This window comes from Ligilactobacillus ubinensis, from assembly GCF_024160875.1.
GTDB lineage: Bacteria > Bacillota > Bacilli > Lactobacillales > Lactobacillaceae > Ligilactobacillus > Ligilactobacillus ubinensis.
Window position 1 is genome coordinate 1 of sequence record NZ_JAIULA010000019.1, and the last position, 26541, is coordinate 26541.

Here is a 26541-nt window from a genome sequence, read left to right on the forward strand (position 1 = left end):
CGAACACAGAAGTTAAGCTTCATAGCGCTGAGAGTAGTTGGAGGATCGCCTCCTGCGAGGGTAGGACGTTGCCGTGCTTGTTATTCCGGTATAGCTCAGTTGGTAGAGCATCTGACTGTTAATCAGGGTGTCGACGGTTCGAGTCCGCCTACCGGAGTTTTATGTATTCCTAGAAAATCGTAGTAGATTAATATTTGGAATAATTAAATAGATATTTAGATGGCCCGTTGGTCAAGTGGTTAAGACACCGCCCTTTCACGGCGGTAACATGGGTTCAAATCCCGTACGGGTCATGAAGAGGCCGGCTTAGCTCAGCTGGTAGAGCATCGGTATCGTAAACCGAGGGTCACAGGTTCAAATCCTGCAGCCGGCATCATTTGCTAAGTTATATGAGATTATTCAAGCTTTGAATGTTAGATTCGAAGCTTTTTTTATTTATAAGAAGAATAGGACTTTTATCGTGAAGATTATAATATAAATTTTAAAAATTTAAGAATGGAAGACGGCATAAGTAATGTTTGAGATTAACATTAGATTATAAAAATATATTAATTCTCATTTTAAATATGAACAAATTGAACAAATGATAAAAAATTAAATGTATTTTTAAGGCTCAATCATATGGCTTTTGAGTATATACAGTGCGATAAATATAGAATTATGTAAATTAACATAGGCATGTATCACTATTACTTAAATAAGAATAATGAAGTTATTATTAATATATCAAGTAGTTTATTGACGCCTTTTTTATTAAAAACTATAATTATTTATGATACATATAATTTGTTTTTAAGATTATTGTTCAATATTATTTTAAAGAATATTTTTACGGTAGATATTTTTTCCGCAGAAATTAAGTTTGGAGGAGTTATTTAATGAATGATAACACAAAGGAAGCTACCTTTTTAGGACATCCGCGTGGGTTATCAACTCTGTTTTTCACAGAAATGTGGGAAAGATTTAGTTACTATGGTATGCGTGCTATTTTACTATACTACATGTATTATAGTGTATCAAAAGGTGGATTAGGTTTTTCTACAACGACGGCTGCATCGATTATGGCTATTTATGGTTCACTAGTTTATCTTTCTAGTACGATAGGTGGATTCATTAGTGATCGTATTTGGGGAAGTCGGCGCACAGTTTTTGTCGGTGGTGTATTAATTATGCTAGGCCATATTGCTTTGGCCACACCTTTTGGAAAAATTGCTTTATTTATTTCAATTGCATTGATTGTTGTAGGTACTGGATTATTAAAACCAAATGTTTCTGAAATGGTTGGTGGCTTGTATTCGGAAGAGGATACGAGACGTGATGCAGGATTCAGTATTTTTGTCTTTGGGATAAATTTAGGTGCGTTTATAGCACCTATTGTTGTAGGATATTTAGGGCAGAATGTGAATTTTCATCTAGGCTTTTCACTTGCAGCAATTGGGATGTTTTTTGGCTTACTTCAATATACGATTGATGGTAAAAAATATTTATCAAAAGAAAGTCTATACCCAAGTGATCCATTAGAACCTGAGGAAATAAAAAAATTAGTACAAAAAGTTGTTGTTGCTATTGTAGCTGTTGCATTGGTTTTAATAATTATGAAGCTATTTGGAATGTTGACAATTCTTAATATTATCAATTTAATCACAGTAGTAGCGGTATGTATTCCTATTTATTATTTTGTACTAATCATTGGTAGTCGTAAAATTACGAAAACCGAGCGTTCGCGTGTGATTGCTTATATACCTTTATTTATTGCAGCAATTTTGTTTTGGTCAATTGAAGAACAGGGATCTGTAGTTTTAGCACTATTTGCTGATCAACAAACAAGACTAAGCATTTTTGGATATTCATTTCCGTCTAGTTATTTTCAAACCATGAATCCATTGTTCATAATGGTGTATGTACCTTTCTTTGCAATGTTATGGACAAAATTAGGAAAAAGACAACCATCATCTCCAACTAAATTTTCATATGGATTATTTTTTGCTGGAATCTCATTTTTATGGATGATGTTACCAGGAATGTTATTTGGAACTGGTGCCAAAGTTAGTCCACTCTGGCTTATTATGAGTTGGGCTTTAGTTATTGTTGGAGAAATGTTGATTTCACCAATTGGATTATCCGTAACAACTAAGCTTGCACCTAAGGCATTTCAATCTCAAATGATGAGTATGTGGTTTTTAAGTGATGCAGTTGCACAAGCGTTTAACGCACAGTTAGTTCGTTTTTATACAGTTAAAAATGAAGTCCACTATTATGGAATTGTCGGTGTGATTACGATTGTATTTGGAGTTGTATTGTTATTATTTGTTCCTAGAATTAAGAAATTAATGGAAGGAATTGCTTAATAACAAATAATTTTAGATGCGATAATTAATGAAGAACTAAATAGTTATAGTATAAAAAGTCTGAGAAATATGGCATTACTCTTAAAGTTAAAGTGAAAATCATTTAACCTTAGGGGGATTGCTAAAAAATCCAGACTTTTTTTATCTCCAAATAGTCGAGATTAAAATGTAGTTAGTTGCACTTGATTTTGTAAATTAGGTAATTCTAGTATCAAATCATCTCGGGGACAACGGTAACGTTTGCTGGCTAATCGCCTTTTGTAATGTTCTTTTTTAGTATAGAATAATGAATAATAGCCGTTTTAGTTAGATAAAAAGCACTTGAAATAAAGCTTGCATAATTTTAAAAAAACAGGTATCATATATAAGTCGGATATTTAACGATGTTTTATAAATTGGAAGGGTAGCGAAGTCTGGCTAAACGCGGCGGACTGTAAATCCGCTCCTTCGGGTTCGGTGGTTCGAATCCACTCCCTTCCATTTCTTGGGGTATAGCCAAGTGGTAAGGCAACGGTTTTTGGTACCGTCATGCGCTGGTTCGAATCCAGCTACCCCAGTAATGTGTAAAGCTGTAGTTTTGACTAAGGATGGTTAGAACTGCAGTTTTTTTAATATTAAATTTTATATATTTGTGAGGGTGATTACATGAAAATCGGATTTATTGGTGCAGGTAATATGGCACGTGCAATTATTGCAGGTTGGTTAGATAAAAAAGTTGTTGCTGCAAACAATATTTTTATACACAGTGCGCATATAGATAGATACGAACCTTATGCGAAGAAAAATGGTTTAATAGCATGTTCTAGTAATATTGAAGTTGTTGAGCATTCAGATATCGTTTTTTTAGCTGTTAAACCGATAATTTTAGGTAAAGTGCTTGCTGAGATTAAAGCGACTGTTCAAATGAAAAAGCCACTTTTGGTATCTATGGCGGCAAGCACCTCACTTACAGATATTGAAAATGAAATTACAGATTCAAGCTTAGAGATTATACGGATTATGCCTAATGTTAATGTTGAAATAGGTGCAGGAATGACAGCTATTGTTGGAAATAAAAATGTATCAGAAAAGAATCTAACAATCTGTGAACGATTATTTGCAAGTGAAGGAAAAGTAGCTTTGATAGAAGAAAAAGACTTCAGCATTTTTTCAGCTATAGCGGGCAGCTCACCGGCGTTTGTCTATTTCTTTATTGATGCAATGGCACGAGCAGGTGTTAAGTATGGTTTAAAAAAGCAACAAGCAACAAAAATTGCAGCTCAAACAGTTTTAGGCAGTGCACAAAAAGTTCTATTAAGTGATAAGACACCGTTTGAAATGATTGATGAAGTTTGCTCACCTGGTGGAACAACAATTGCAGGCTTACTAGCTATGGAAGAAGCCGGATTTATGAATGCTGTAGTTAAAGGTATTGATGCAACGGTTGCCAAAGATCAGGGAAAATAAAAAGAGTTTACTTGCAATTTTGGTCTATACCTTTTAAGATGGAAATAGATAACTCTATATAAAAAGGTGGGCTTAAAATGAGTACAGTACTAAAACATGCAACGATATATACAGGTCTAGAAAAAATAGAAGATGGGTATATCCGTTTTGATGATACAATTGAATCACTTGGAACAATGGCTAATTATGAAGCAAAAACAAGTGACGATAAGATTATTGATTTAGAAGGAAAAATACTTATACCTGGATTTATCGATGTTCATTGTCATGGAGGTTATAGCTTCGATACAATGGATGGAGATGCTACAGAACTAGATGAAATGGTCAATGACATGGTTTATGATGGAGTGACTACTATTTTCCCAACTACGATGACCCAGTCTCCAGAACGTATTGATAAAGCTTTAGACGCAATAAAAAAAGTGGCTGCTAAAAACAAAGTTATCCAAGGCGTTCATTTAGAAGGCCCATTTGTTTCAACAATTTTTAAAGGTGCTCAACCAGAAGAATATATTAAAGCACCTGATGTTAAACAAATGGAGAAATGGAATAAGAAATGTAATTCATTAATTAAATTAGTGACTTATGCACCTGAATATGAAACTTCTGCAGAGTTTGAAGAATATTGTTTAAATAATGGGATTGTTCCTTCTGTTGGACACAGCAATGCAACAAGAAAACAGATGAAAGCATCTAAAGCGACACACGTTACGCATCTATATAATGCCCAACGTGAATTTAAGCATCGTGAACCAGGTGTTACAGGGCATGCACTTTTGGAAAATAATATGTATTGTGAACTTATTGCAGATGGATTTCATGTTTGTTCAGATATGATTAAGTTAGCGTATGAATTAAAAGGTGCTGATAAACTTGAATTAGTGACGGACTCTATGCGAGCTAAAGGTATGCCTGAAGGCGTCTCAGAGTTGGGTGGTCAAAAAGTAATTGTTAAAGATAAGCAAGCACGATTGGAATCAGGGAATTTAGCAGGTTCAGTATTGAAATATAATGATGCATTTATAAATATTATGCGTTTCACAGGCTGTGGTATTGAAGACGCTGTAAAAATGTCCTCAGTTAATCAGGCAAAGGAATTTAATCTTAGTCAAAAAGGCAGCTTAGCAATCGGAAAAGATGCCGATATTAATATTCTTGATTTTGATTTTAAAGTAATCGAAACATATAGTTATGGACGACTATTTAAACGTTAAAATTCTTTTGTTTTGTATAGATGACGGACTAATTATTTATGACTAGAAAGGAATTTTGAAATGGGATTGCCAATTTATATTCAAATTCATAATGAAATTAAAAAAAAGATTGAACTTGGTAAATGGCGGGTTGGAGAAAAAATACCATCAGAGCGCGAATTATCAGTTAATTTCAGTGTTAGTCGAATGACATTACGTCAAGCTATACAAACTTTAGTAGATGAGGGGGTACTGGAACGACATGTTGGTTCAGGTACATTTGTTGCCCGACAGAAGGTACAAGAAAAAATGTCTTCCGGGGTAACTAGTTTTACTGAGTTAACAGAAGCTCAAGGGAAAAAACCTTCGAGTAAAACAGTTACGTATATGATAACAGCACCATCTTTAAGCGAGACAGAGAAATTAAACTTAGAAGATAAACAACGTGTTTTAAGGATGGAGAGAATTCGTTATGCGGATGACTTGCCAATTTGCTTTGAGGTAGCAACAGTTCCTTATGATTTAGTTCAGGAATATGATCGTAACCAGATAACTAAGTCACTTTATCGTGCACTTGAAGATAATGGATTACAAATTGGTCACGCACAGCAAAATGTATCGGCAATGTTGGCATCTGAGAAGATAGCGGATTATCTTGATATTAAGCGAGGAGCAGCTATTTTACGATTGCGTCAGGTTACATTTTTAGGTAATGGACAACCATTTGAATATGTACGTACGCAGTATGTTGGAGATAGGTTCGAATTTTATTTAGAAAAATAATAGTGATATATATTATATGGATAAAGGACAAAAGATACGAAGAAAGTTCGTAGCTTTTGTCCTTTAGTAGTTATTTTTTTGTAAACTTCTCTTTGTAAACTAAAAGAAGATATTTGGGTAAAGCTAACATTCTGAAAAAACGACTAGGCTCTTTTAATAGCCGATATAGCCATTCAATATGATGATTGACCCAAAAGTCAGGGGCACGTTTAACATGGCCTGCAAGCACATCAAAGCTACCACCAACACCCATCCAAATAGATGGACTGGAAAAACGATTTTTGGCAATGAAAAATTCTTGTTTTGGAAATCCTAGGGCGATAAAAACAAAATCAGGTTGTGTATCAGAGATTTCTTTAATGATAGTAGCGTCATCGTTAAAATAGCCATCATGGAAACCTGAAATATTAATACTAGGATAGTTTGCGTGTACGTTTTTTAAAACATCTGTAATTACTGCTGGTTTAGCACCTAAAAAATAAACTTTTTTGTGTTGTTCATTGGCCCATTTAAGCAAAGAACACATGGTATCATAGCCTGTAATTCGTTCTGGTAGTGGAGTGTTTAAGATTCTAGCGCCCTTAACAATTCCAATGCCATCTGCTGTAGTATAATCAGCATGAGCAATAATATCTGCAAATTTAGAGTCTTTTTGTGCTGCCAACACAATTTCTGGATTAGCGGTAACAATAAAGCGATTTTTATGAGCCAAACTGTCTTTTTTTATTTGCTCAAGAAAGGCAGTGTTCGTTGCTTTAATAAAGTTCATACCGAGAATGGGTATTTGAGTAAATGGAGTTGACATAATCAACCTACTTTCACTAGTAATTATGTTTATTATACAGCAATCCTCCGTTTGGGTTACTGTTTAGACTATCTTTTTTTATAAAAATAGCGTAAAATATAATGATATAAAATGTAACATCTAATATCTAAAGGAGGGTGACCTATGCGTCCCTTACAAAAAGAAATTATTGGAGAGCTGTGTGTTAAACCTGAGATTGATCCTGAAAAAGAAATTCGACGTTCGATTGAATTTTTGAAAGCATATCTTAAAAAGCATACCTTTTTAAAGGCTTTAGTTCTAGGTATTTCAGGCGGACAAGACTCTACGTTAACTGGAACATTATGCCAAATGGCTATTAAAGAAATGCGTTTGGAGACAGGTGATCAGACATATAAGTTTGTAGCTGTGCGTTTACCATATGGAGAACAAGCTGATGAACAGGATGCTTTAGATGCAATTGAATTTATACAAGCTGATATAACAGCACGGGTTAATATTAAAGAGGCTGCAGATGCAATGGTTGCAGCAATTGAAAAAAATGGTCTAAATATAAGTGATTTTAATAAAGGAAATATAAAAGCACGGCAACGAATGATTGCTCAATATGGGATAGCTGGTGCATATAATGGCGCAGTTGTAGGCACAGATCACGCTGCTGAAGCAGTAACTGGATTTTATACCAAGTTTGGTGATGGAGGTGCAGATATTACTCCAATTTGGCGATTAGATAAACGACAAGGTCGTCAAATGTTAGAATTGCTTAATGCGCCAAAACATCTTTACCAAAAAACACCAACTGCTGATTTAGAAGAAGATCGGCCTGCTTTACCGGATGAAATAGCCTTGGGTGTGAAGTATGAAGATATTGATGATTATTTGGAAGGTAAGGATATAGCAGCAAGTGCAGCTGAAAAAATCGAAAATTGGTATATTAAGACACAACATAAACGTCACTTACCAATTACAGTATATGATGAGTTTTGGAAATAAATAGTTAACCATAAAGGAGTCCGAGAAATGAGGGATAAACTTCATTTCTCGGACTCCTTTAATATTTAGTACAAAAATGTATGTTTTAAGGTAGCTAGTTACAACTTAATCCCAGAACATTTGTGATTATAATGTTAATACGTTGTAGTTAATTGTTTTTTGTGGCATTCACGCTACTACGAGTAGTTATAGTCAAATTTTTTTAGTAGGTATTTAGTTATAAAATATATTTGTTGGATAAGAAGTTTGGGTATACTTATGGTAAACAAAATAAATGAATAAATATCTCCTAAAAAAATTTAGATTAGAGATTTATAAGAGAAGTTGACTATTGTAAATAAAGTAGTAAGCTTTATTTGTAAGCGGTTACAGATAAACTTATTAAGGGAGGCAATCTTTATGGAACGTAAAGAAGAAGCAAATGTTTTATGGTTTGATGAACTTCATCGAGCCGATGTTAATTTAGTTGGTGGTAAGTCATCGTCATTGGGTGAATTAACTTCATTAGCAGGTATTCCTGTTCCTTATGGTTTTGCCACTACAGCCCGGGCCTACCGTTATTTTATGCAGGCAACAGGTGTAAATGACAAAGTTAATGAATTGTTAGAAGGCATCAATGATTATGAAAATAGCGATGAACTGCATAGTACTTGTACGCAGATTCGAAATCTAATAACAACTGCCAAGATGCCTGATGATTTGGCAAACAACATTGAGCAAGCATATCAAGAATTAGGGAAGAAAATGAATCAAAGTGATCCATTTGTAGCAATTCGTTCGAGTGCTACTGCTGAAGATTTACCAGATGCATCTTTTGCAGGACAACAAGATTCATATTTAAATGTTCGTGGGAGTGCAGATGTTGTAAAAAAGGTTCAGGAATGCTATGCATCATTATTTACTGATCGTGCTACGTATTATCGGCATAAACAGCAGTTTCCGCATGAAAAGGTAGCATTATCAGCTGCTATTCAAATGATGGTTTTTTCAAAGTCATCAGGAATAATGTTCAGTGTTAATGTAGCTACGGGAGATGATACAAAGGTAATTATTGATGCGATTTGGGGCTTAGGTGAATATATTGTTCAAGGAACTGTTACCCCAGATGATTTTCTAGTAGATAAAAAGACGATGAAAATTACTTCTAAGAACATTACAAATAAAGATGTGGAGTTAATTCGACTACCAGATGGTGGTGTAAAAGAGCAAGATGTTCCTGCTGAAATTGCCAATAAGCCTGTTTTAACGGATGAACAAGTACTTGAATTAGCCGGATATGCTAAAAAAATAGAAGAACATTATGGTTGCTATATGGATATGGAATTTGCATTAGACAAAAATACAGACAAATTATGGTTAGTGCAAGCTCGTCCTGAAACAGTTTGGTCACGCAAAAAAAAGCAACAAAAACCTACTGCAGATGCTGTGAGTGAAGAACCAACTAATGCAGAAATAATTACCCGAGGATTGCCAGCTAGTCCAGGAATTGCTTCAGGGAAAGTACATGTTATAGACAGTCCAGATAATATAAATGAATTTAAGCAAGGTGAAATTTTAGTAACATTGATGACATCGCCAGACTGGGTACCAGCAATGAAAAAAGCAGCCGCGATTGTAACAAATAATGGTGGAATGACTTGTCATGCAGCAATTGTTTCTAGAGAAATGCAAATTCCGTGTATTGTAGGTACAAAAAGTCGAGGTGCAGCAGCAACAGATGTTTTGCATACAGGAGATATTATAACGGTAGATGCCAAAAATGGAGTGGTTTATGCAGGCGATTTGAAAGCTATCACAACTTCTGATAAAGAACAAGAAAATACAAATCAGGTTGCAGCAGAATACTTTGCACCAACGGCTACTGGAGTAATGATGAATTTGGGTAATCCTGATTTAGCTAATAAATATGCTTCTTTACCAGCAGATGGAATTGGACTAATGCGAGAAGAATTTCTTTGGACAACGTATATTCACGAGCACCCACTATACTTGATTGAGCAAGGACATCCTGAAAAAGTAGTAAACATGCTAGCTGAAGGTATTAGCAAAGTAACTCGTGCAATGGCACCACGTCCTGTTATTTTACGTTTCTCTGATTTCAAGTCTAGTGAATATCGCAATTTAAAGGGCGGCGAGAAATATGAGCCAGAAGAACCAGCTGATTTATTGGGATGGCGTGGCGCTTCTCGGTATTATGATCCTAAGTATGTTGATGCCTTTAAACTAGAACTTGCAGCGGTCAAAAAAGTCCGGAATGATTTTGGTTTAACTAATCTGAATGTGATGATTCCATTTGTCAGAACAGTTGATGAAGCGAGAAAGGTCACAGATATTATGCAAGAAGCAGGTTTACAGCGTAGCTCTGATTTTAAAGTATACATGATGGCTGAAATTCCAAGTAATATTATCTTAGCTGATAAATTTAATCAATTTATTGATGGGTATTCAATTGGTTCAAATGATTTAACAATGTTATTGTTAGGCTGCGATAGAAACAACGATACCGTATCTGAGTTATTTGATGAGCGCAATTTAGCGGTGAAACGTGCTATTTGCCATTTGATTAAGACAGCGCATAATGCTGGTAAAACAGTTTCTATTTGCGGTCAGACGCCATCAGAGTTTCCTGACTTCACTGAATTCTTAATTCAAAGTGGAATTGACTACGTTTCGGTTAATCCAGATATGGTTAAAGCTACTAAACACAATGTGGCACATTTTGAACAAAGAATTCTACTGGATCATGCAACTGGTAAAGGTAAAAAGAATTTTGAAGACTATGAATGGTAAATGATTTTTAAAAGTAAAAACGACAATGGTAATAAAAAATGCCATTGCCGTTTTTTTATTGTCACTAAATTTCAACTAAGCTAATGATAAAGTGTCATTGGATAACCTGGTTTTTAGCTGATTCATTTGCATATTTTAATAGTTCATCTAAGAAAAGTTGACCATATTTAGCCAGTTTATTTGTTCCGATTCCCCTAATGTTTAGCATATCATCAAGAGTTTTAGGTTGAACAGAACAAAGCTCTTGCAAAGTTGTATCTGAAAAAATAACAAAAGGTGGAACAGCTTGTTTTCGCGCAATATCCAAGCGTAACTGTCTAAGGTGTTCAAACAAAGTAAGGTCAATATCAGTAAGAGTTGTGGTTTGTGTGGCTTGCGTAACTTTTTGGCTTACTTGGTGATTTCCTTGTAATACTGAACTGCCCAGTTTTGTGACACTAAGGGTTGGATATTGCGAGCTATCGGCGACTAGATAACCACTAGCAAGAAGATAGTCAATAAGCATTTCAATATCTTTTAGATGCATAGAATGCATGATTCCAAAAGTTGAAAGCTGATTGAAAGCTAATTCAGCTATTTTTTTATTTTTAGAACCATATAAAACTTGAGCGACTAATTTTTTTCCAAATCGCTCATGCATGCGAATGACACATGAGAGTATTTTTTGCGTTTCGATAGTAATGTCATGAGTTAATCGCTCATCAGTACAATTACTACATTTACCACAAGGGTCAATTTCTTGACCAAAATACCGAACGATATATTGTTGTAAGCAAACTTCTGTATTGACATAATGCGTAATGTCTTGAATTTTTTGATACTGATTAGTTTTATAGCTCTCATCAGCTTCTGAATTATCAATAAAAAAACGTTGTGTCAGCATATCTTGGCTATGATAAAGCAATATAGCTTCACTAGGTAAACCATCGCGACCTGCACGGCCGGCTTCTTGATAATAAGCTTCAATACTACCGGGGGTTTGAGCATGGATTACAAAACGAACGTTACTTTTATTTATTCCCATACCAAAAGCATTAGTAGCAACAATAACATTAGCACGTTCAAATAGAAAATCTTCTTGGTTTTGGCGACGAACATGTTCTGATAAGCCAGCATGATAAATGACTGCTGCTATCTGTTTTTCTTGGAGAAAAGTGCCAATTTTTTCAACCATTTTACGTGTAGAAGCATAGATAATGCCAGATTGTGTAGGATTATTTTTTAAATATTTAAGTAAAAATGAAAGTGTATCTTGGCCTTTAACGACTTTAAAGGTTAAATTAGGTCGAGCAAACCCCGTTTTTATTTGATTTGAAGAATTAATCTGTAGACGGGTACAAATATCCTGTGCAACTTGATTGGTAGCTGTAGCAGTTAAAGCAAGAATAGGTGGGGTTTGCGATATTTGTGAGATACTAGCGGCTAAACTTAAGTAACTAGGACGAAAATCATGGCCCCATTGTGAGATACAGTGAGCCTCATCAACAGCAATCAAAGAAATAGCAAGTGTATTCAAGCTAGCTAAAAAACGAGGTGACTCTAATCTTTCGGGTGCAATATACAGTAATTTGATTTGTCCATTACGTGCTTTAACAAAATTTGCGGATACTTCTGCGTAATCTAGAGTACTGTTAATATAAGCGGCAGGAATATCATTGTCATTTAAAGCATCAACTTGGTCTTTCATTAAAGAAATTAAAGGTGAGATAACTAGAGTTAAACCAGGCAAAACAAGTGCTGGGATTTGATAGCACAGTGATTTACCACCGCCAGTAGGCATAATAGCTAAAGTGTTTTGTTTATGTAAAATTTTATCGATTATTTCAGCTTGTCCAGGCCGAAAAGAATCATAGCCAAAGTATTTGTTTAATGCTAAAAGTGGTGACATTTTTTTACCTCATTTGTTTTAGTTCTTATTTTAATAATACAAGTAATGTCTACAAAAAAATAGTATAATAACTTAGAGTATTTAGAAAAGTTAGGTGGATTATTTGGAAAAAGAAATTTTTAATCAAACAGTTAAAGCATTAAACTATCGTCCTAAGCAAATCGAAGCAACATTAGATATGCTTGCAGATGGAAGTACAATTCCGTTTATTGCGCGATATCGCAAGGAAAAAACCGGAAGTTTAGATGAAGTACAATTACGTGAAATCCAAGCGACTTATCTCCAGATTGAAAAACTAACCAAACGAAAAAAAGATGTAATTACAAAAATAGAAGAACAAGGAAAAATAACAGATTCTTTACGCGCAAAAATATTACAATCACAGACACTTCAAGATGTTGAAGATTTATATTTACCATATAAACAAAAACGTAGAACTAAAGCGCAAATTGCACGTGAAAATGGATTAGAGCCACTAGCAAAAGCAATAACAGCTTTTGCGGATGATAAAAAGCTAAGCCAGATTTGTGATGAAGTTTTATCAGATAAGGTTCCAACGATAGATGAAGCTTTAGCAGGTGCAAGTGAGATTTTAGCAGAAGCTTTTAGTGAAAATGCCCGCTTGCGGTCTTGGGTCCGGCGTAAAGCAGAACAAATTGGACTTGTGGTAGCTGAATTAAAAGATGAAACTAAAGATGAAAATCACGTTTATCAAGACTACTATGAATTTAGTGAAAGTGTAAAAAAAATTGCAGCCCATCGAATTTTGGCGCTTGATCGTGGAGAAAAAAATGGCGTTTTGCGAGTTAAAATTACAATAGATGAAGCATATGCTTTACAATATTTTCATTCATTGTTTGTTGCCAATCAACCAACGAGCTATCAAACAACACAATTAGTTGAAAAAGCTTATACTGAGGCGTATAAGCGATTTATTAAACCAGCGATAGAACGTGAGATCCGAAAAAATTTGACTGAAAAAGCAGCAACGCAAGCGATTAGTGTTTTTGGAGAAAATCTGTATCATTTATTGATGCAAGCACCATTAAAGGGAAAAGTTGTGTTAGGACTAGATCCAGCCTATAGAACAGGCTGCAAGTTAGCAGTTGTTGATAAAACAGGTAAATTTTTAGATAAGAGTGTCATTTATCCACATGAAAAGCATAAAGGAGCTAAAGTTGATCCTAAGTTACGTGCACAGGCAGTAGCAACACTAAAAGCATTAATTAAAAAATATAATGTGGAAATGATTGCGATTGGAAATGGAACAGCAAGTCGTGAATCCGAACAATTTGTAGCCGATGTTTTAAAAGACGTAGAGCAAAAAGTCTTTTATATTATTGTCAATGAAGCTGGAGCATCGGTATATTCAGCAAGTACAGTTGCGCGTAAGGAATTCCCTGATTTTAATGTTGAGGAACGTTCTGCAGTAAGTATTGCGCGCAGATTGCAAGATCCATTAGCTGAATTAATTAAAATAGATCCTAAAGCGATTGGTGTAGGTCAATATCAGCACGATTTACCTGAAAAGCAATTAGATGAAAAGTTATCCACAGTAATTGAAACAAGTGTAAACCAAGTTGGGGTTAACTTAAATACAGCAAGTCCAGAGCTATTGGAACACATTTCCGGATTAAATAAAACAATTGCACAAAACATTGTTTTATATAGAAACGAAAATGGTCAGTTTATGAAACGTGAACAATTAAAAAAAGTAGCTCGCTTGGGTCCTAAAGCTTATGAACAAGCAGCCGGATTTTTGCGTATTGTTGGTGGAGAAAACATTTTGGATAATACGGATATTCATCCAGAAAGTTATCAGGTAACACAAAAACTTTTTGATATGGTAGATCTAAAGCGTGCAGATATTGGAACTAAACAAGTTAAAACAAAACTGGCAGCTAAGAATTTAAGTGAATTTGCAAATCAATTAGGGATTGGTTTTGAAACTATTCAAGATATTGTAGCAAGTTTAGAAAAGCCGGGACGTGATTTACGCGATGAAATGCCGTCTCCATTATTGCGGACTGATGTACTGAAAATAGAGGATTTAAAAAATGGAATGCAACTACAAGGTACAGTCAGAAATGTAGTTGATTTTGGTGCATTTGTTGATATTGGAGTAAAGCAAGATGGTTTAGTGCATATTTCAAGATTAAGTACAAAATTTATCAGTAGTCCAAGTGAAGTTGTTGCAGTTGGAGATATTGTGACAGTGTGGATTGAAAGTGTTGATTTAAAGAGAAATCGAATCCAGCTAACGATGCTTGAACCCAAAAAATCTGGTAATTAATATGAACGATGCCGAGTTAACAAAAAAAGTACAAGAAATTTCATTGGAATCTTTTGGAATTCCATTTACACATCAAGCTTTTTTTAATTCGCGATTAAAGACAACTGGTGGACGTTATCGTTTAAAGGATCATAATATTGAAATTAATCCTAAAATGATAGCCGAGTATGATTATTCTGTTTTTGAAGGCATTGTAAAACATGAACTATGCCACTATCATCTACACTTAGCAAATTGTGGATACCAGCATAAAGATCGAGATTTTAAACGGTTGCTTAAACGTGTAGGTGCTAGTCGCTATGCACCAGCAGCAGCTAGAAAATACCGATATGTATATCAATGTAGTAATTGTAAGAAACTGTATTATCGAAAGAGAAAAGTAGATATGACAAAATATGTGTGTTCCCAGTGTCGAGGACAATTGACACTTAAAAAGTTAAATCAAAAAAATTAAAATATAGAAAATAGTTGCTAATATTAGATGCGTTTGCTATAATTATTCTTGTTGTTGCGGGTATGGCGGAATTGGCAGACGCGTCAGACTAAGGATCTGGTGAGCATTGCGCTCGTGATGGTTCGAATCCATTTACCCGCATTGTAAGAGGAGGTTGAGAAAACTATTTTTCTCGACCTCTTTGTTGTTTTTATAAATATAAAGAAGAGGTGCTAATATGACAAAAGCTGTGACATTAATAGCCAGTGCAGGTTATTTACCTAATAGAGTGGTAAATAATGATGAACTAAGTCAGATTATGGAAACGTCTGATGAATGGATTCAAACCCATACAGGGATAAAAGAGCGTCATTATGCACTTGATGAAAACACATCAGATATGGCTACAAAAGTTGCGTTACAGCTATTAAAACGAGCAAATCTGGATGCAAAACAAATTGATCTCATTATCATTTCTACAATTTCACCGGATGCAATTACGCCATCAACGGCAGCAATTGTTCAGGGGAATATTGGAGCAAGGAATGCTTTTGCCTACGATTTATCCGCAGCATGCGCAGGTTTTATATTTGCACTTAGTACTGCAGAAAAATTTTTACGCAGTAAACTATATAAAAGAGCAATGGTTATTTCAGCAGAAACAAATTCAAAAATGATGGATTTTAAAGATCGAACCTCCACGGTATTTTTCGGAGATGGTGCAGCTGGAGTAATTATTGAAGCTACTGATGACATAAGTAAAGAGATATTTTTAGCAGAAAAATTATGTACAATAGGTGATGCAGATGTAATTCACAGTGGTCGGATTAAACCTTTGAGTAAGATAGCAGCAAGCAATTATCCACAAATAGATGCTTTTTATCAGGATGGACGAGCTGTATTTGAGTTTGTAACAACTGTAGTCTTGCAACATATCAAAGACTTTTTGGTAGAAAATAAATTGCAGCCTCAAGATTTAGATTTTATTGTAACGCATCAAGCCAATTTGCGCTTAATAGAAAAGTTAGCAGAAAATTTAGAAATACCATTGGATAGATTTGCGATTGATATTCCAACAGTTGGTAATACTTCATCTGCTGGCATACCATTAGCGTTAAACCACAAACTAGAAAGCGGTGCAACTCCTAAAAGAGTGTTGTTATGTGGCTTTGGCTCGGGATTAGCATATGGAAGTATCTTGTTAGATTTAAGCTGTATATAAAAAGAATTGTAAAGTTTGGTAATAAAAAATAGGAGATAGAAAAAATTATTTTTCTATCTCCTATTTGAATACTAAATATTAATTAATAACGTGAGCTACTAGAAGTAGAGTATCTACCGCCGTATGTGCTATAACTACTTCGAGTGCTGTAATTACCATAATAACTGGAACTAGAAGTTGATCCATAACTAGATGTCGTTCCGTAAGAAGAGTAGGATGAATAGATGCGACCGATAAAGGTTGCGGTTGAAGCATTCAAGCCAAGCTCTTTACGAATCCTAGTTGAGGTCTTTTTCTTTGTTTCGGCTGTACCAACCTGATATGATACACCATTAATTGTTGCATCTTCACCTTGCAAAGTATAAGATTTGATGGTTTTACCAGCATCTTTATATTCTGAAATAATTGTCAAAATATCATTATAAGTTAAATCTGTTTTCATGTTATCTTCAAGTGTAGCTAATAGTTTCTTGTAACTTGATAAAGTTGAAACAGACATCGATTTTTTAATAATCGCAGTAATGATTTGGCGTTGCCGTTTTTGACGGCCGTAATCTCCTAACGGATCAGAATAACGCATACGCGAATAAGCTAAAGCCTTGCTACCATTTAATGTGACTTTCTTCCCCTTTGTAACACTAACTGAATCATAGGAGAAGGTAAGTGTTGGTGTGATAGTTACACCGCCAATGGCATTGACTATCTTTTTCAAGCCACCCATATTAACTAAAACATAAAAGTCAATTGGGATGTGTAGAGTATTTTGAATAGTTTTAATTGAAGAAGATACTCCACCAATTGTATAAGCGGCATTTATTTTGTCGTAACTATCAGAAGAACCGGAAACTTTAACTTGTAAATCACGTGGAATACTTGTTAAAGTAACTCTTTTGGTTGATGGATTGATAGTTGCAATAATAATGGTATCAGTGCGTCCCTTATCAGTACGGCCTAAATCACCAGTATCTGTGCCTAAAAGTAAAATAGAAATAGCTTTTTTAGATTTTAAAACTTGTGAAACATTACGTAATTTTTTGACATTAGATTTTGTATATGTTTTGGTGACAGCTGTTTTGGCTGTGTAAAGCATGTTATAAAGATAGGCACCACCACCATAAAAAATTCCTAAAGTGATAACTAGAAGAGCTAAAAAGACTCTCTTACGACGAACATTAGGTTTATGTTTTATCGCATGGCGTGAACGTTGAGCAGTATTATTTTGTTCGCGTCGTGGAGGAATATCAACATAGTCACTATGCTGACGTCTGTTTTTTTTATTCATACGTGACTCCTTACTAGTAATATGTACTACAAGTCATTATACACGGAAGATTCAGGAATTAAAACAGTCAGAATTTTTTTAAAATTAAATTAATAAATCTTAGTCGGTTTTTATATATAACGTTTTCATTAAAATATGCTTAAAAACATAAGATAGGATGTGTTATACTAAAAACCATGTAAGCATTGAAAGAAGTGATTGTTATGCAAGTGTTTGTTCACAGTATTTCTGGAGTATTAGTTATTCTAATTATGGTAGTTGTAGGCTATATATTAGCTAAAAAAGGTTGGTTTGATGAAAAAGCTTCAGGACTGATTGCAAGATTGGTTACTCAAGTAGCATTACCATGCTATATGATTGACACAGTAACGACTAAATTTACAGCTACAGAATTGATGAAAATGATTCCAAATTTACGTTATCCAGCGTTGTCAATGACAATTTTGTTAGCTTTAGCACTTGCAGTAGTTAGAGTTTTTAAAATTGATAAGAACCGGCGTGGGGTTTTTACATCAATGTTTTTTAACTCGAACACTGTTTTTGTGGGATTGCCTATTAATGAGGCATTATTTGGTAATCAAAGTATTCCGTATGTATTGATATATTATATGTGCAATACAACTTTTTTTTGGACAATTGGAACGTACTTTATCCAAAAAGATGGTCGACAAAAAACGCGGATTGATATTAGACAAGCGATAAGAAAAGTTTTTTCGCCGCCGTTACTGGGCTATATAGTTGGTGTGATTTTCGTTTTACTACATATAAAACTACCAACTTTTTTAGAGAGTGATATGCATTATTTAGGTGGCCTAACCATTCCATTATCTATGATTTTTATTGGTCTATCTGTTGCACATGCTGGATTAAATAGGATGACTTTGCATAAGGATAATGTTTTAATTCTTATAGGACGTTTCATTTGTGCCCCATTACTTATGACTTTAATTATAATGCCAATTTCAATGCCGATGCTAATGAAGCAGGTATTTATTTTACAATCTGCAATGCCAGTTATGACAAATGCGCCAGTTGTTGCAAAATTATACGGAGCAGATGCAGATTACGCAGCAGTTATGGTAACTGAGACAACGTTAATGACTGTAGTCGTTGTACCAATCATAATGCTGATTACACAAAATTTTGTATAGGAAGAAGTTCAAAAAAGTGAAAAAAACAGTTATCTATATCTTGCTCTCAACATTTTTGTTTAGCTCTATGGAAATAACCTTAAAAATTGCAGGAGCAACATTTAACCCGATTCAGTTAAATTTAATTCGTTTTTTTATTGGTGCTCTGATTTTATTGCCGATAGCGCAAAGAGGATTAAAACAAAAAAAACGTAAGCTTAGTTTGAAAGACTGGCAACTATTTTTGGTTACGGGTTTTTTCTGTGTCATTGTTAGTATGACCCTTTTTCAATTAGCAGTTGCCAACACTAAAGCATCAACAGTAGCTGTATTGTTTAGTTGCAATCCAGTTTTTGCATTACTATTTGCCTTTTTACTATTGCATGAAAAGATGAGTCGGGCAAGTGTTATTTCTCTTGTTATTTCCCTGGTAGGATTAACTATTATTGTTGATCCAGCACATCTATCGAAACCATTAGGAATTATGTTGGCACTTTTATCAGCAATTATCTTTGGCTTTTATTCAATTATTTCTCGTTATGGTTCAAATAAATTAGAGTTAAATGGAATTGTAATGACCTGTTACACTTTCATTGCAGGAACAGCTGAACTATTTGTCTTGTCACTAATAACACATATTCCTGTAATTTCAACTGCACTAGCCCATAGTGGTTTGGCAACTTTTGCAAGTATTCCAATAATAGCGCATATTTCATGGAGTGCATTACCGTTACTACTATATATTGGTATAGGAGTAACTGGGGGCGGGTTTGCGTTTTACTTTTTGGCAATGGAAAATTCTGATGTTTCAACAGCATCACTGGTTTTCTTTATTAAACCGGGCTTGGCACCGATTCTAGCAGCAATTTTAATTCATGAAAAAATAGTTGGAACCACTATTGTCGGTATTATAATTATCTTGATTGGTTCAGTAGTAACATTTGTTGGTAATCAAAGTGCTGAAAAAAATACAGAATTAGAAAGTTTTTCAAAAGGTAAGCAGAAGTAGATGATGTTACCCTTTATTGCTATTTTAGGATATATTTGGAAAATAATAGATGAATTTCATATAAAGGAGCAAAGAGTCTGGGAAAAAATCACAGACTCTTTTTCTTCAATAGGTTGGTACAAAAATGTGTGCTAAGAGACAATTGACTGCAAAATTAACTAATCCCCATGTCAAATTATCTGTTTTATAACATTTAGATTTTCTAGCTACCGTTTTTTAGCATTCTTTTTTTGTATGAAGTAAGATAAATTAGTAAGTATTACGCTTTCATTTAAGTAAATAAAATTGCATAAAAAATACATTTTAGATACTTTTTATTTTATTTTAAATACAATTTATCGTTTATGTGACTTCATGAAACATTGCTGTAACATTTCGGACTTAAACGCTTGCTTTTCTTTGTTATTGTAAATTTATTGTAATAGTGCTTCTGGATAAATATGATAAAATATTAAGCGTAGCCAAATTATGAAACGATAACATAGAATTGTATGTACAGGAGAGTATGTCTTATGAAGAAAACGGGTTTTGGGAGAGTAACAGCATTAGCTGCAACAGTTATAACAGTGTTAGGAGTTGCTGTAACAAGTGTTTCGGCTGATACACAATCAGATTTAGATAGCGTTAAGACTCAGATTTCAGATACACAAACAAAAATTAGTGATGGTCAAAAGGCATTAGAAAAATTACAAAGTCAAGAGTCAGCTGCATCACAGCAAATTGCAACATTAAAGCAAAATATTGAGGCACGCTCAGCACAATTAGCTAAGCAAGCACGCTCGGCTCAATTAAATGATGCAAGTTCAATGCTTGAATTTGTAAGTAATTCAGACAGTATAACGGAAGCGGTGAGTCGTACTGTAACTGTGGCAACAGTTGTACATGCAAATGATCAAGCATTAGCAGATCAAAAAAGTGATAAAGAAAAGTTAGCACAAAAGCAAAGTGAACTGAAAAAAGCTGCTAAAGAACAAAAGACTAAAAATGAACAACTTTTGAATGATAGAGCAAGTTTAGCAGTCCAACAAACAACATTGGAAGTTAAGAAAGCTAAGGAAGATTCAGAAGCTAAAGCTGCCGCAGAAGCAGCTCAAAAGGCGGCAGAAGAAGCAGCCAAACAAGTTGCATCTGCTTCAAGTACAACTGAAGCAGAAAACGCAGTAACAGCAGCTGAAAGTGCTGCAAGTTCTGTTTCAACAAGTTCATCATCAAATACAAGTTCAACATCAAGTTCAACGTCGAGTTCATCTACATCTACATCAAGTGCGACAAGTACATCTAGCACTTCGGCATCAAGTTCATCGGTTGATACAAGTTCAGTTGTAAATATGGCTGTTTCATTGACGAAACTTAATATTCCATACGTATATGGTGGCTCATCATTATCGGGAATGGACTGTTCTGGATTGACACAATATGTATATGCTAAATTTGGTGTTTCCTTGGCACGTACAGCAGCTGGACAAGCAGCACAAACAACTCGGATTTCTGTTTCACAAGCTCAGGCTGGAGATTTATTATTCTGGACTGAAGGTGGCAGTGTTTATCACGTAGCTATTTATATCGGTAATGGTCAATATGTTCATGCACCACATACAGGAACTGTTGTACAAACTGGTTCGATAAGTAGCTGGGCACCAGCATTTGCAGGGCGGATAAACTAAATATTAATTTTCTAACATACAATTCATAATTAAAAGAGTATCTGTAACTTATGACGTTATAGTTGCTCTTTTTTTATTTATTATTTCCAAAAGATTTGGTAAGATAGAGCTTATCAAGGATAGAAGAGAAGGATAATAAATGGTCAAACTAGTATTGGTTAGACACGGAGAGAGCATTGCTAACAAAGATAATGTATATACTGGCTGGAATGATGTACCGTTAACAAATAAAGGTAAGCACCAAGCTGCAATGGCTGGAAAACTATTAAATGAAGAGAAAATTGTTTTTAATGCTGTACACACATCAGTTTTAGAAAGAGCGATTGTAACTGCAAATATTATAGTTGAAAATTGTCATCAATTATGGATTCCGATATATAAAACATGGCGGCTAAATGAACGTCATTATGGTGCATTGCGTGGACTCAATAAAGATTATACACGTCAAGTTTATGGTAAAAAGCAAGTAGCATTATGGAGAAGATCTTTTTACGCGATTCCTCCATATTTAGAAAAAACAGATCAAGACAGACGATATGCGTTAATTGATCCTAAATCACTTCCTAGAGCAGAAAGTCTAGCAATGTCATTAACGCGCATTTTGCCTTATTGGCAAGATGAAATAGTACCACAGTTATTACAAGGAAAAAATCAGTTGGTTGTTGCACATGGAAGTACGATTCGAGCAATAATAAAGTATTTAGAAAAAATTAGCGATACTGACATAAATGGGGTTGAAGTTGAAAACAGTGAACCAATTATATATACCTTAGATGACAGCTTAAATATACTTAGTAAAGAAATTATAATAAAAAAGAGCATATAATTAAATAAAAACAGAGAAAAGATCTAGATATGAATGAAGTGTCCAAAAAGGGGTTAGACTAAAAATCAAACTTTTGGAGGTTGGTTCAGAATGGGTCTTTTTTAATTAAATTTTATTTTTTTAAAGCGTTTACATTGAATTGGCATGAGTTTATAATATGTCTGTAAAATTTTATCTTATGTTTTTTTGTCATAAATGGATTAGTATTATTTGAAGCAAATTTGGTAGTATCGTAGTGTTGATAGAAAGGAAGAAAATAAATGCTTAAAGACGAATATGATGTAATCGTTGTAGGTGCTAGTAATGCGGGTGCTTTTGCTGCCGCTGCCGCTGCTGAAAATGGGGCTAAAGTTTTAGTAATTGATAAGATGCATAGCTCAGTTAATTTATTTCGACATTGGCTTGGAGGCGTGGGTAGTAAAGCACAGACTAAAGCAGGAATAAATATTGATAAGGCAAAACTAATTGAATTTTTATCAGCATTTGCACAAGATAATGTGAATCAGCGTTTAATTAAAACATGGGTTAATAACAGTGGTGAGATGCTTGATTGGCTTGAAAAAGAGGTATTAAAGCCACATAATGTCCATTTATATGTTGAACCAGATGCAAAATATGAAACGTTAATAAATAAAGCTTTTCCTACGGAACTACATGTGAGTGCAGATGATACATCATCTGATTTTACATGGGGCGAGTATCTGCTTGAAAAAAATAGAAAACTAGGAGTTGAGTTTGTTTATAGTACTAAGTTAGAGCATCTACTGGTTGATGAAAAAAAGAAAGTTGTTGGAATAAGTGTTAAAGATGAAACAACAAGTGAAGTATATCAAGTAAGAGCAAGGCAAGGAGTAATTTTATGTACAGGCGGTTATGGTGCAAATGAGGCTTTAGTTCAAAAGTGGGCTCCAACTTTGTTTAAAAAATGTGTTTGCACAGTTAGTCCACGTGATGATGGGTCGGGTATTGTTGCTGCTTTAGAAATCGGTGCAACTAAAGATGATGAAGCAGCTTCAATCATTTTTGATCGTGGTGCAGTTCCTGTTGGAACTAATATGAGTACCACATACATCAAAAAATGGGATTATAAGTCATGTGTTCTTGGAAGTTATCCACTATTAAAAGTGAATTTACGTGGAGAACGTTTCTTTAATGAAAGTGCACCTTATCAATTTGCGATGAATAGTTTATTACATCAACCGGGTAATCTTGAAGTTATGATCTGGGATGAAAACACATTGAACAATCTAGATGCATTTCATACACTAGGCTGTGCACGGTTAGGGTGGCCAGGTATTCTTGGACTAGAGCAACAAAAAGAAAATATCAATTCACTTATTGAAGATGGTATTGTAAAAAAAGCAGCATCAATTTCAGAGTTAGCCGAAAAATTACAATTACCAAAGGAACAATTGCAAAAAACAATAGCGCGCTATAATCAATTATGCGTAGAGAAAAAAGATGTTGATTTTGGAAAAGAAGCATCCCGGTTAATTGCAATTGAACAAGGTCCTTTTTATGGTGTAACAATCGGTGGCATGTTGTTAGCAACATTAGATGGTTTACGTGTAAATGATAAGATGCAGGTACTAGATAGAAATAGTATGCCTATTACGAATTTATATGCGGCTGGCAATTGCTCAGGCGGATTTTTCTGGGGCTCTTATCCTGACCGTGTACCAGGTCTAACAGGAAGTCATGCGATGACCTTTGGCAGGTTAGCTGGCAAATATGCAACACAGGATGCAGATTCGTAGTATGCAAGCACATGAAAGTAAATTTATTATGATATAATGTAATATACAAAAAAAGTGAAGTACCCCATAATTGTCAGTTTTTATGCCAACAATTATGGGGTACTTCATATAATTTAATGATTAATTGCTATTTGTTTAAGCTAATGAACCCATTGGATCCCATGGAGCTAGAACGGTTGGCTTTTCAGCTAGTACATCTTGCAAGTTTTGCGGTAAGAATTTTTTGTTAACAACAATTTGATAACAGAATTCTTCCATCCAGTTGTCACTCATGACAAAAAAGCCTTTTGTTCCGACTTTATCACCCCAAGAGTTTTCAACCTTCCATTTTGTTGGTTTGCCATTTACTAAATCAACACCTGTTAGAACCATAGCATGTGTCATAAGACTTTCACCATAATCAAGGCGTTCTGCTTTAGACATTGATAAGTCGATATCAAAGAGTTCATCTTTATGATATAGTTCGGTATCCATAATTCCCTTTTGACGATCAGATTCTTGCCCAACATCACAACCAAACCAAACACTTTCGCCTGATTTTAATTGTTCAATCGCAATTTTTCGAAAATCATCCATGGTAACATTTAGGTGCCGAATTTCACGACCGTTCACGACATTACCAAGCATTTCAACTGTATACATATGATTGTATGGTTTGTCTGCAGTGGGTCCATTAATAATAGAAACATAATCACTTAGATTCCATCCAACAAATTTTTCAAAGAAAGATTGCGGAGTTAAATCGTAATCAATATGGTAATTATTGTCACTATCTCGATATTCAAAATCAAATGTGGCAGGTGGTTCTCCAAAGCTATAAGCAGCCATGCGATAAACTTCAGTGAGCATTTTTTCTTTACGTTTTGCAATTTCAGTTTCAGTAGCATGACTAGCAACTAACTCACGTAATTCAGTAGCATCTTTGCGCAGTTTTAAGTTAAAAGTAGAATTAAATTCACGCGAAGCACTTGAATTGTAAGTTTCAGGCATTACTGATTGAGGGACAATGCCATATTTTTGGATAATCGCCATAATCATATCCCATTGGCCACCATCTTGTTGTGGAGTTGTCATTAACCAAGCTACTTTGCGATCAGAAGTTGGTAATGATGCGGTCTTTAGAACATTTTCATAAAAGTAGTTAGCCTTTTCTAATTTGTCCCAAAAGAAAGTATAATTTTGAGATAATTCAAAGTCAGCTGCAACTTTGAAATTATTTTTGATATCATGACGCATTGTGTTTAACGCTGCAAACATCCAACAACGACCAGATTGTTTTTGATTTGCTACTTTACCAGTATCTAAATCAATTGAAAAAACAGGGGTCATAGTTATTTCTGAATGATAATCGGCACTGGTTTTTAAAATGCCATTTTTAGTAACTGCTCGTTCAATAACTGAATGTGCAGGATGATTATCAAGGTCGGCCTGAAAGGCTGTAAGTTGCTTAGTGCTAATTTCTTTAGTCACTGAGAGTCACTCTCCTTTAGTAGAATTAATAACATTGTAGCTTTATTATACAAGTAAGTAAATATAAATGTTTAGCTAATGAGCTTGCAAAACTTGTGGCCCGTCTTGACGGCCAACAATGACTGTGTCAACAGTATCTAGAAATAGACCATGTTCAACAACTCCAACCTGCTTATTTAAATAATTAGCTAGTTCATGTGGATGATCAATTGTACCTAAATGTAAATCGATAATGTAGTTGTCTGAGTCAGTTAATAAAAGACCACCATCTATTTTTTTGCGGAAAGTAGGATTGAGTCCATTTTGTTCAAAGCGGTCAAAAATTTTTTGGCTTCCGTAAGGAACCACTTCAACGGGAAGAGGGAAAGCACCTAATTTATTGACTAGTTTGCTTTCATCAACAATCCACATGTTTTTGGAAGAATTAGTTGCTACAATTTTTTCAAATAGTAAAGCGGCACCGCCACCTTTGATACCTTGAAAATCAGTACTTATTTCATCAGCGCCATCAATCGTTAAGTCAATATGACTGACTTCATCAACTGATTTTAAAGGAATCCCTAATTCAGTTGCTTGTTTGGCTGTTACATTTGAGGTTGTAACACCAATAATATCAAGCTTTTCTTCTTTAACACGCCGGCCTAATTCATCTACCATGAATTTAACCGTTGAGCCGGTACCGAGGCCAACGACCATCTTATTTTCGACCCATTCGACTGATTTTTTACCAACGAGCTTTTTTAATTGATTTTGATTCATAAAAAACGACCAGCTTTCTACATTATTCTTTATCTTCATAGAAATAGACGAGTTGCTATATAAAATAGAGCTCTCGTCTATTAATTTTACTCTTTATTTTTGAGTAAGTCAGAGTATTCGGGATGACTTTTGAAAAACTTCTGGGTGAAAGGGCAAAGTGGAACAACATCTTTTTTTTCTGTGCGTATGTGTTCTAAAAAATGAACAGTAATTTTTCCGGCTAAACCTTGACCACGAGCACTTTCTGAAACCCATGTATGTTCCACAACATAAGTTGTATCGTTGTTAATTAATTTAAATCCAATATTTGCGATTTTATTGTTAGAGTCGTCCAAATAGTCTAGTGAATTGTGCTGCCATTGATAATTGCTCATAAATATACCCCCATTTCTTTAATTAATTATATCATATAAAGTCATGGTTTTACGTGAAGCAATTAGAAAAGAATGGTATCATAGAATATAAGTATCT

At 34.6% G+C, this 26541-nt stretch carries 20 protein-coding genes and 6 tRNA genes; 20 read left to right on the plus strand and 6 right to left on the minus strand.

The features are described 5' to 3' along the window. The first annotated feature begins 84 nt into the window (after window positions 1-84). The 9 genes from LB941_RS09120 to LB941_RS09160 all read left to right on the plus strand — a co-directional run bounded on the left by LB941_RS09120 (window position 85) and on the right by LB941_RS09160 (window position 5770). Window positions 85-157: transfer RNA gene (locus LB941_RS09120), tRNA-Asn, on the plus strand. Between the two features lie 64 nt (window positions 158-221). Further along, window positions 222-293: transfer RNA gene (locus LB941_RS09125), tRNA-Glu, on the plus strand. Between the two features lie 7 nt (window positions 294-300). Continuing rightward, window positions 301-373, plus strand: a tRNA-Thr gene (locus tag LB941_RS09130). Between the two features lie 505 nt (window positions 374-878). Next, window positions 879-2348: a peptide MFS transporter gene (locus LB941_RS09135; protein ID WP_253361424.1), complete on the plus strand. Its 1470-nt coding sequence runs from the start codon at window positions 879-881 to the stop codon at window positions 2346-2348. A 397-nt stretch (window positions 2349-2745) separates the two neighbouring features. Then, window positions 2746-2828 (plus strand) — tRNA-Tyr (locus LB941_RS09140). 5 nt (window positions 2829-2833) lie between these two features. After that, window positions 2834-2905 (plus strand) — tRNA-Gln (locus LB941_RS09145). An 88-nt stretch (window positions 2906-2993) separates the two neighbouring features. After that, window positions 2994-3794 carry a pyrroline-5-carboxylate reductase gene (gene proC / locus LB941_RS09150; protein ID WP_253361426.1) on the plus strand — a complete coding sequence of 267 codons (801 nt, stop codon included), beginning with the start codon at window positions 2994-2996 and terminating at the stop codon, window positions 3792-3794. Between the two features lie 77 nt (window positions 3795-3871). Continuing rightward, on the plus strand, window positions 3872-5008 hold the full coding sequence (gene nagA / locus LB941_RS09155; protein WP_253361428.1) for an N-acetylglucosamine-6-phosphate deacetylase: 1137 nt from the start codon (window positions 3872-3874) through the stop codon (window positions 5006-5008). A 60-nt stretch (window positions 5009-5068) separates the two neighbouring features. Further along, window positions 5069-5770 (plus strand): GntR family transcriptional regulator, encoded by a 702-nt coding sequence (locus LB941_RS09160; protein ID WP_253361430.1) that lies wholly within the window; start codon window positions 5069-5071, stop codon window positions 5768-5770. A gap of 70 nt (window positions 5771-5840) precedes the next feature. Here LB941_RS09160 and LB941_RS09165 read toward each other — a convergent pair whose 3' ends face one another. Then, window positions 5841-6575 carry a WecB/TagA/CpsF family glycosyltransferase gene (locus tag LB941_RS09165; protein ID WP_253361433.1) on the minus strand — a complete coding sequence of 245 codons (735 nt, stop codon included), beginning with the start codon at window positions 6573-6575 and terminating at the stop codon, window positions 5841-5843. A 144-nt stretch (window positions 6576-6719) separates the two neighbouring features. Between LB941_RS09165 and nadE the strand changes: the two genes are divergently transcribed. Continuing rightward, complete coding sequence (gene nadE / locus LB941_RS09170; RefSeq protein ID WP_253361435.1) at window positions 6720-7547, plus strand: NAD(+) synthase; 828 nt, start codon at window positions 6720-6722, stop codon at window positions 7545-7547. 399 nt (window positions 7548-7946) lie between these two features. Then, on the plus strand, window positions 7947-10337 hold the full coding sequence (gene ppsA / locus LB941_RS09175) for a phosphoenolpyruvate synthase (RefSeq protein WP_253361437.1): 2391 nt from the start codon (window positions 7947-7949) through the stop codon (window positions 10335-10337). 94 nt (window positions 10338-10431) lie between these two features. On the opposite strand, the gene recQ is transcribed toward ppsA, so the two are convergent. Next, complete coding sequence (recQ, locus tag LB941_RS09180) at window positions 10432-12225, minus strand: DNA helicase RecQ (protein ID WP_253361439.1); 1794 nt, start codon at window positions 12223-12225, stop codon at window positions 10432-10434. 103 nt (window positions 12226-12328) lie between these two features. Here recQ and LB941_RS09185 point away from each other — a divergent pair, with 103 nt between their 5' ends. The 4 genes from LB941_RS09185 (at window position 12329) to LB941_RS09200 (ending at window position 16173) form a co-directional block, all read left to right on the plus strand. Next, window positions 12329-14518, plus strand: coding sequence for a Tex family protein (locus tag LB941_RS09185; protein WP_253361441.1), 2190 nt, complete (start codon window positions 12329-12331; stop codon window positions 14516-14518). A 1-nt stretch (window position 14519) separates the two neighbouring features. Then, on the plus strand, window positions 14520-14972 hold the full coding sequence (locus LB941_RS09190) for a SprT family protein (RefSeq protein ID WP_253361443.1): 453 nt from the start codon (window positions 14520-14522) through the stop codon (window positions 14970-14972). 56 nt (window positions 14973-15028) lie between these two features. Continuing rightward, window positions 15029-15113 (plus strand) — tRNA-Leu (locus LB941_RS09195). 76 nt (window positions 15114-15189) lie between these two features. Further along, window positions 15190-16173: a beta-ketoacyl-ACP synthase III gene (locus tag LB941_RS09200; RefSeq protein WP_253361445.1), complete on the plus strand. Its 984-nt coding sequence runs from the start codon at window positions 15190-15192 to the stop codon at window positions 16171-16173. 82 nt (window positions 16174-16255) lie between these two features. Here the strand turns inward: LB941_RS09200 and LB941_RS09205 are convergent, their stop codons facing one another. Beyond that, complete coding sequence (locus LB941_RS09205; RefSeq protein WP_253361447.1) at window positions 16256-17455, minus strand: LCP family protein; 1200 nt, start codon at window positions 17453-17455, stop codon at window positions 16256-16258. 203 nt (window positions 17456-17658) lie between these two features. Between LB941_RS09205 and LB941_RS09210 the strand changes: the two genes are divergently transcribed. The 5 genes from LB941_RS09210 to LB941_RS09230 all read left to right on the plus strand — a co-directional run bounded on the left by LB941_RS09210 (window position 17659) and on the right by LB941_RS09230 (window position 23841). After that, complete coding sequence (locus LB941_RS09210) at window positions 17659-18606, plus strand: AEC family transporter (protein ID WP_253361450.1); 948 nt, start codon at window positions 17659-17661, stop codon at window positions 18604-18606. 16 nt (window positions 18607-18622) lie between these two features. Further along, complete coding sequence (locus LB941_RS09215) at window positions 18623-19594, plus strand: DMT family transporter (RefSeq protein ID WP_253361452.1); 972 nt, start codon at window positions 18623-18625, stop codon at window positions 19592-19594. Between the two features lie 512 nt (window positions 19595-20106). After that, entirely contained in the window at window positions 20107-21258 is a 1152-nt protein-coding gene (locus tag LB941_RS09220) for a C40 family peptidase (RefSeq protein ID WP_253361454.1), read from the plus strand. Between the two features lie 139 nt (window positions 21259-21397). Beyond that, on the plus strand, window positions 21398-22084 hold the full coding sequence (locus LB941_RS09225; RefSeq protein WP_253361456.1) for a 2,3-bisphosphoglycerate-dependent phosphoglycerate mutase: 687 nt from the start codon (window positions 21398-21400) through the stop codon (window positions 22082-22084). A 260-nt stretch (window positions 22085-22344) separates the two neighbouring features. Then, window positions 22345-23841, plus strand: a complete 1497-nt coding sequence (locus LB941_RS09230) for an FAD-dependent oxidoreductase (RefSeq protein ID WP_253361458.1) — start codon at window positions 22345-22347, stop codon at window positions 23839-23841. Between the two features lie 135 nt (window positions 23842-23976). Here LB941_RS09230 and LB941_RS09235 read toward each other — a convergent pair whose 3' ends face one another. From LB941_RS09235 to LB941_RS09245, 3 genes are all read right to left on the minus strand, one after another. Next, window positions 23977-25311 carry a C1 family peptidase gene (locus LB941_RS09235; RefSeq protein WP_253361460.1) on the minus strand — a complete coding sequence of 445 codons (1335 nt, stop codon included), beginning with the start codon at window positions 25309-25311 and terminating at the stop codon, window positions 23977-23979. Between the two features lie 75 nt (window positions 25312-25386). Continuing rightward, window positions 25387-26070 carry a ribose-5-phosphate isomerase RpiA gene (rpiA, locus tag LB941_RS09240; protein ID WP_253361462.1) on the minus strand — a complete coding sequence of 228 codons (684 nt, stop codon included), beginning with the start codon at window positions 26068-26070 and terminating at the stop codon, window positions 25387-25389. An 86-nt stretch (window positions 26071-26156) separates the two neighbouring features. Beyond that, the gene (locus tag LB941_RS09245) at window positions 26157-26444 is read right to left on the minus strand and encodes a GNAT family N-acetyltransferase (protein WP_253361464.1); all 288 of its coding nucleotides are present in this window, start codon (window positions 26442-26444) and stop codon (window positions 26157-26159) included. Between the last annotated feature and the right edge of the window lie 97 nt (window positions 26445-26541).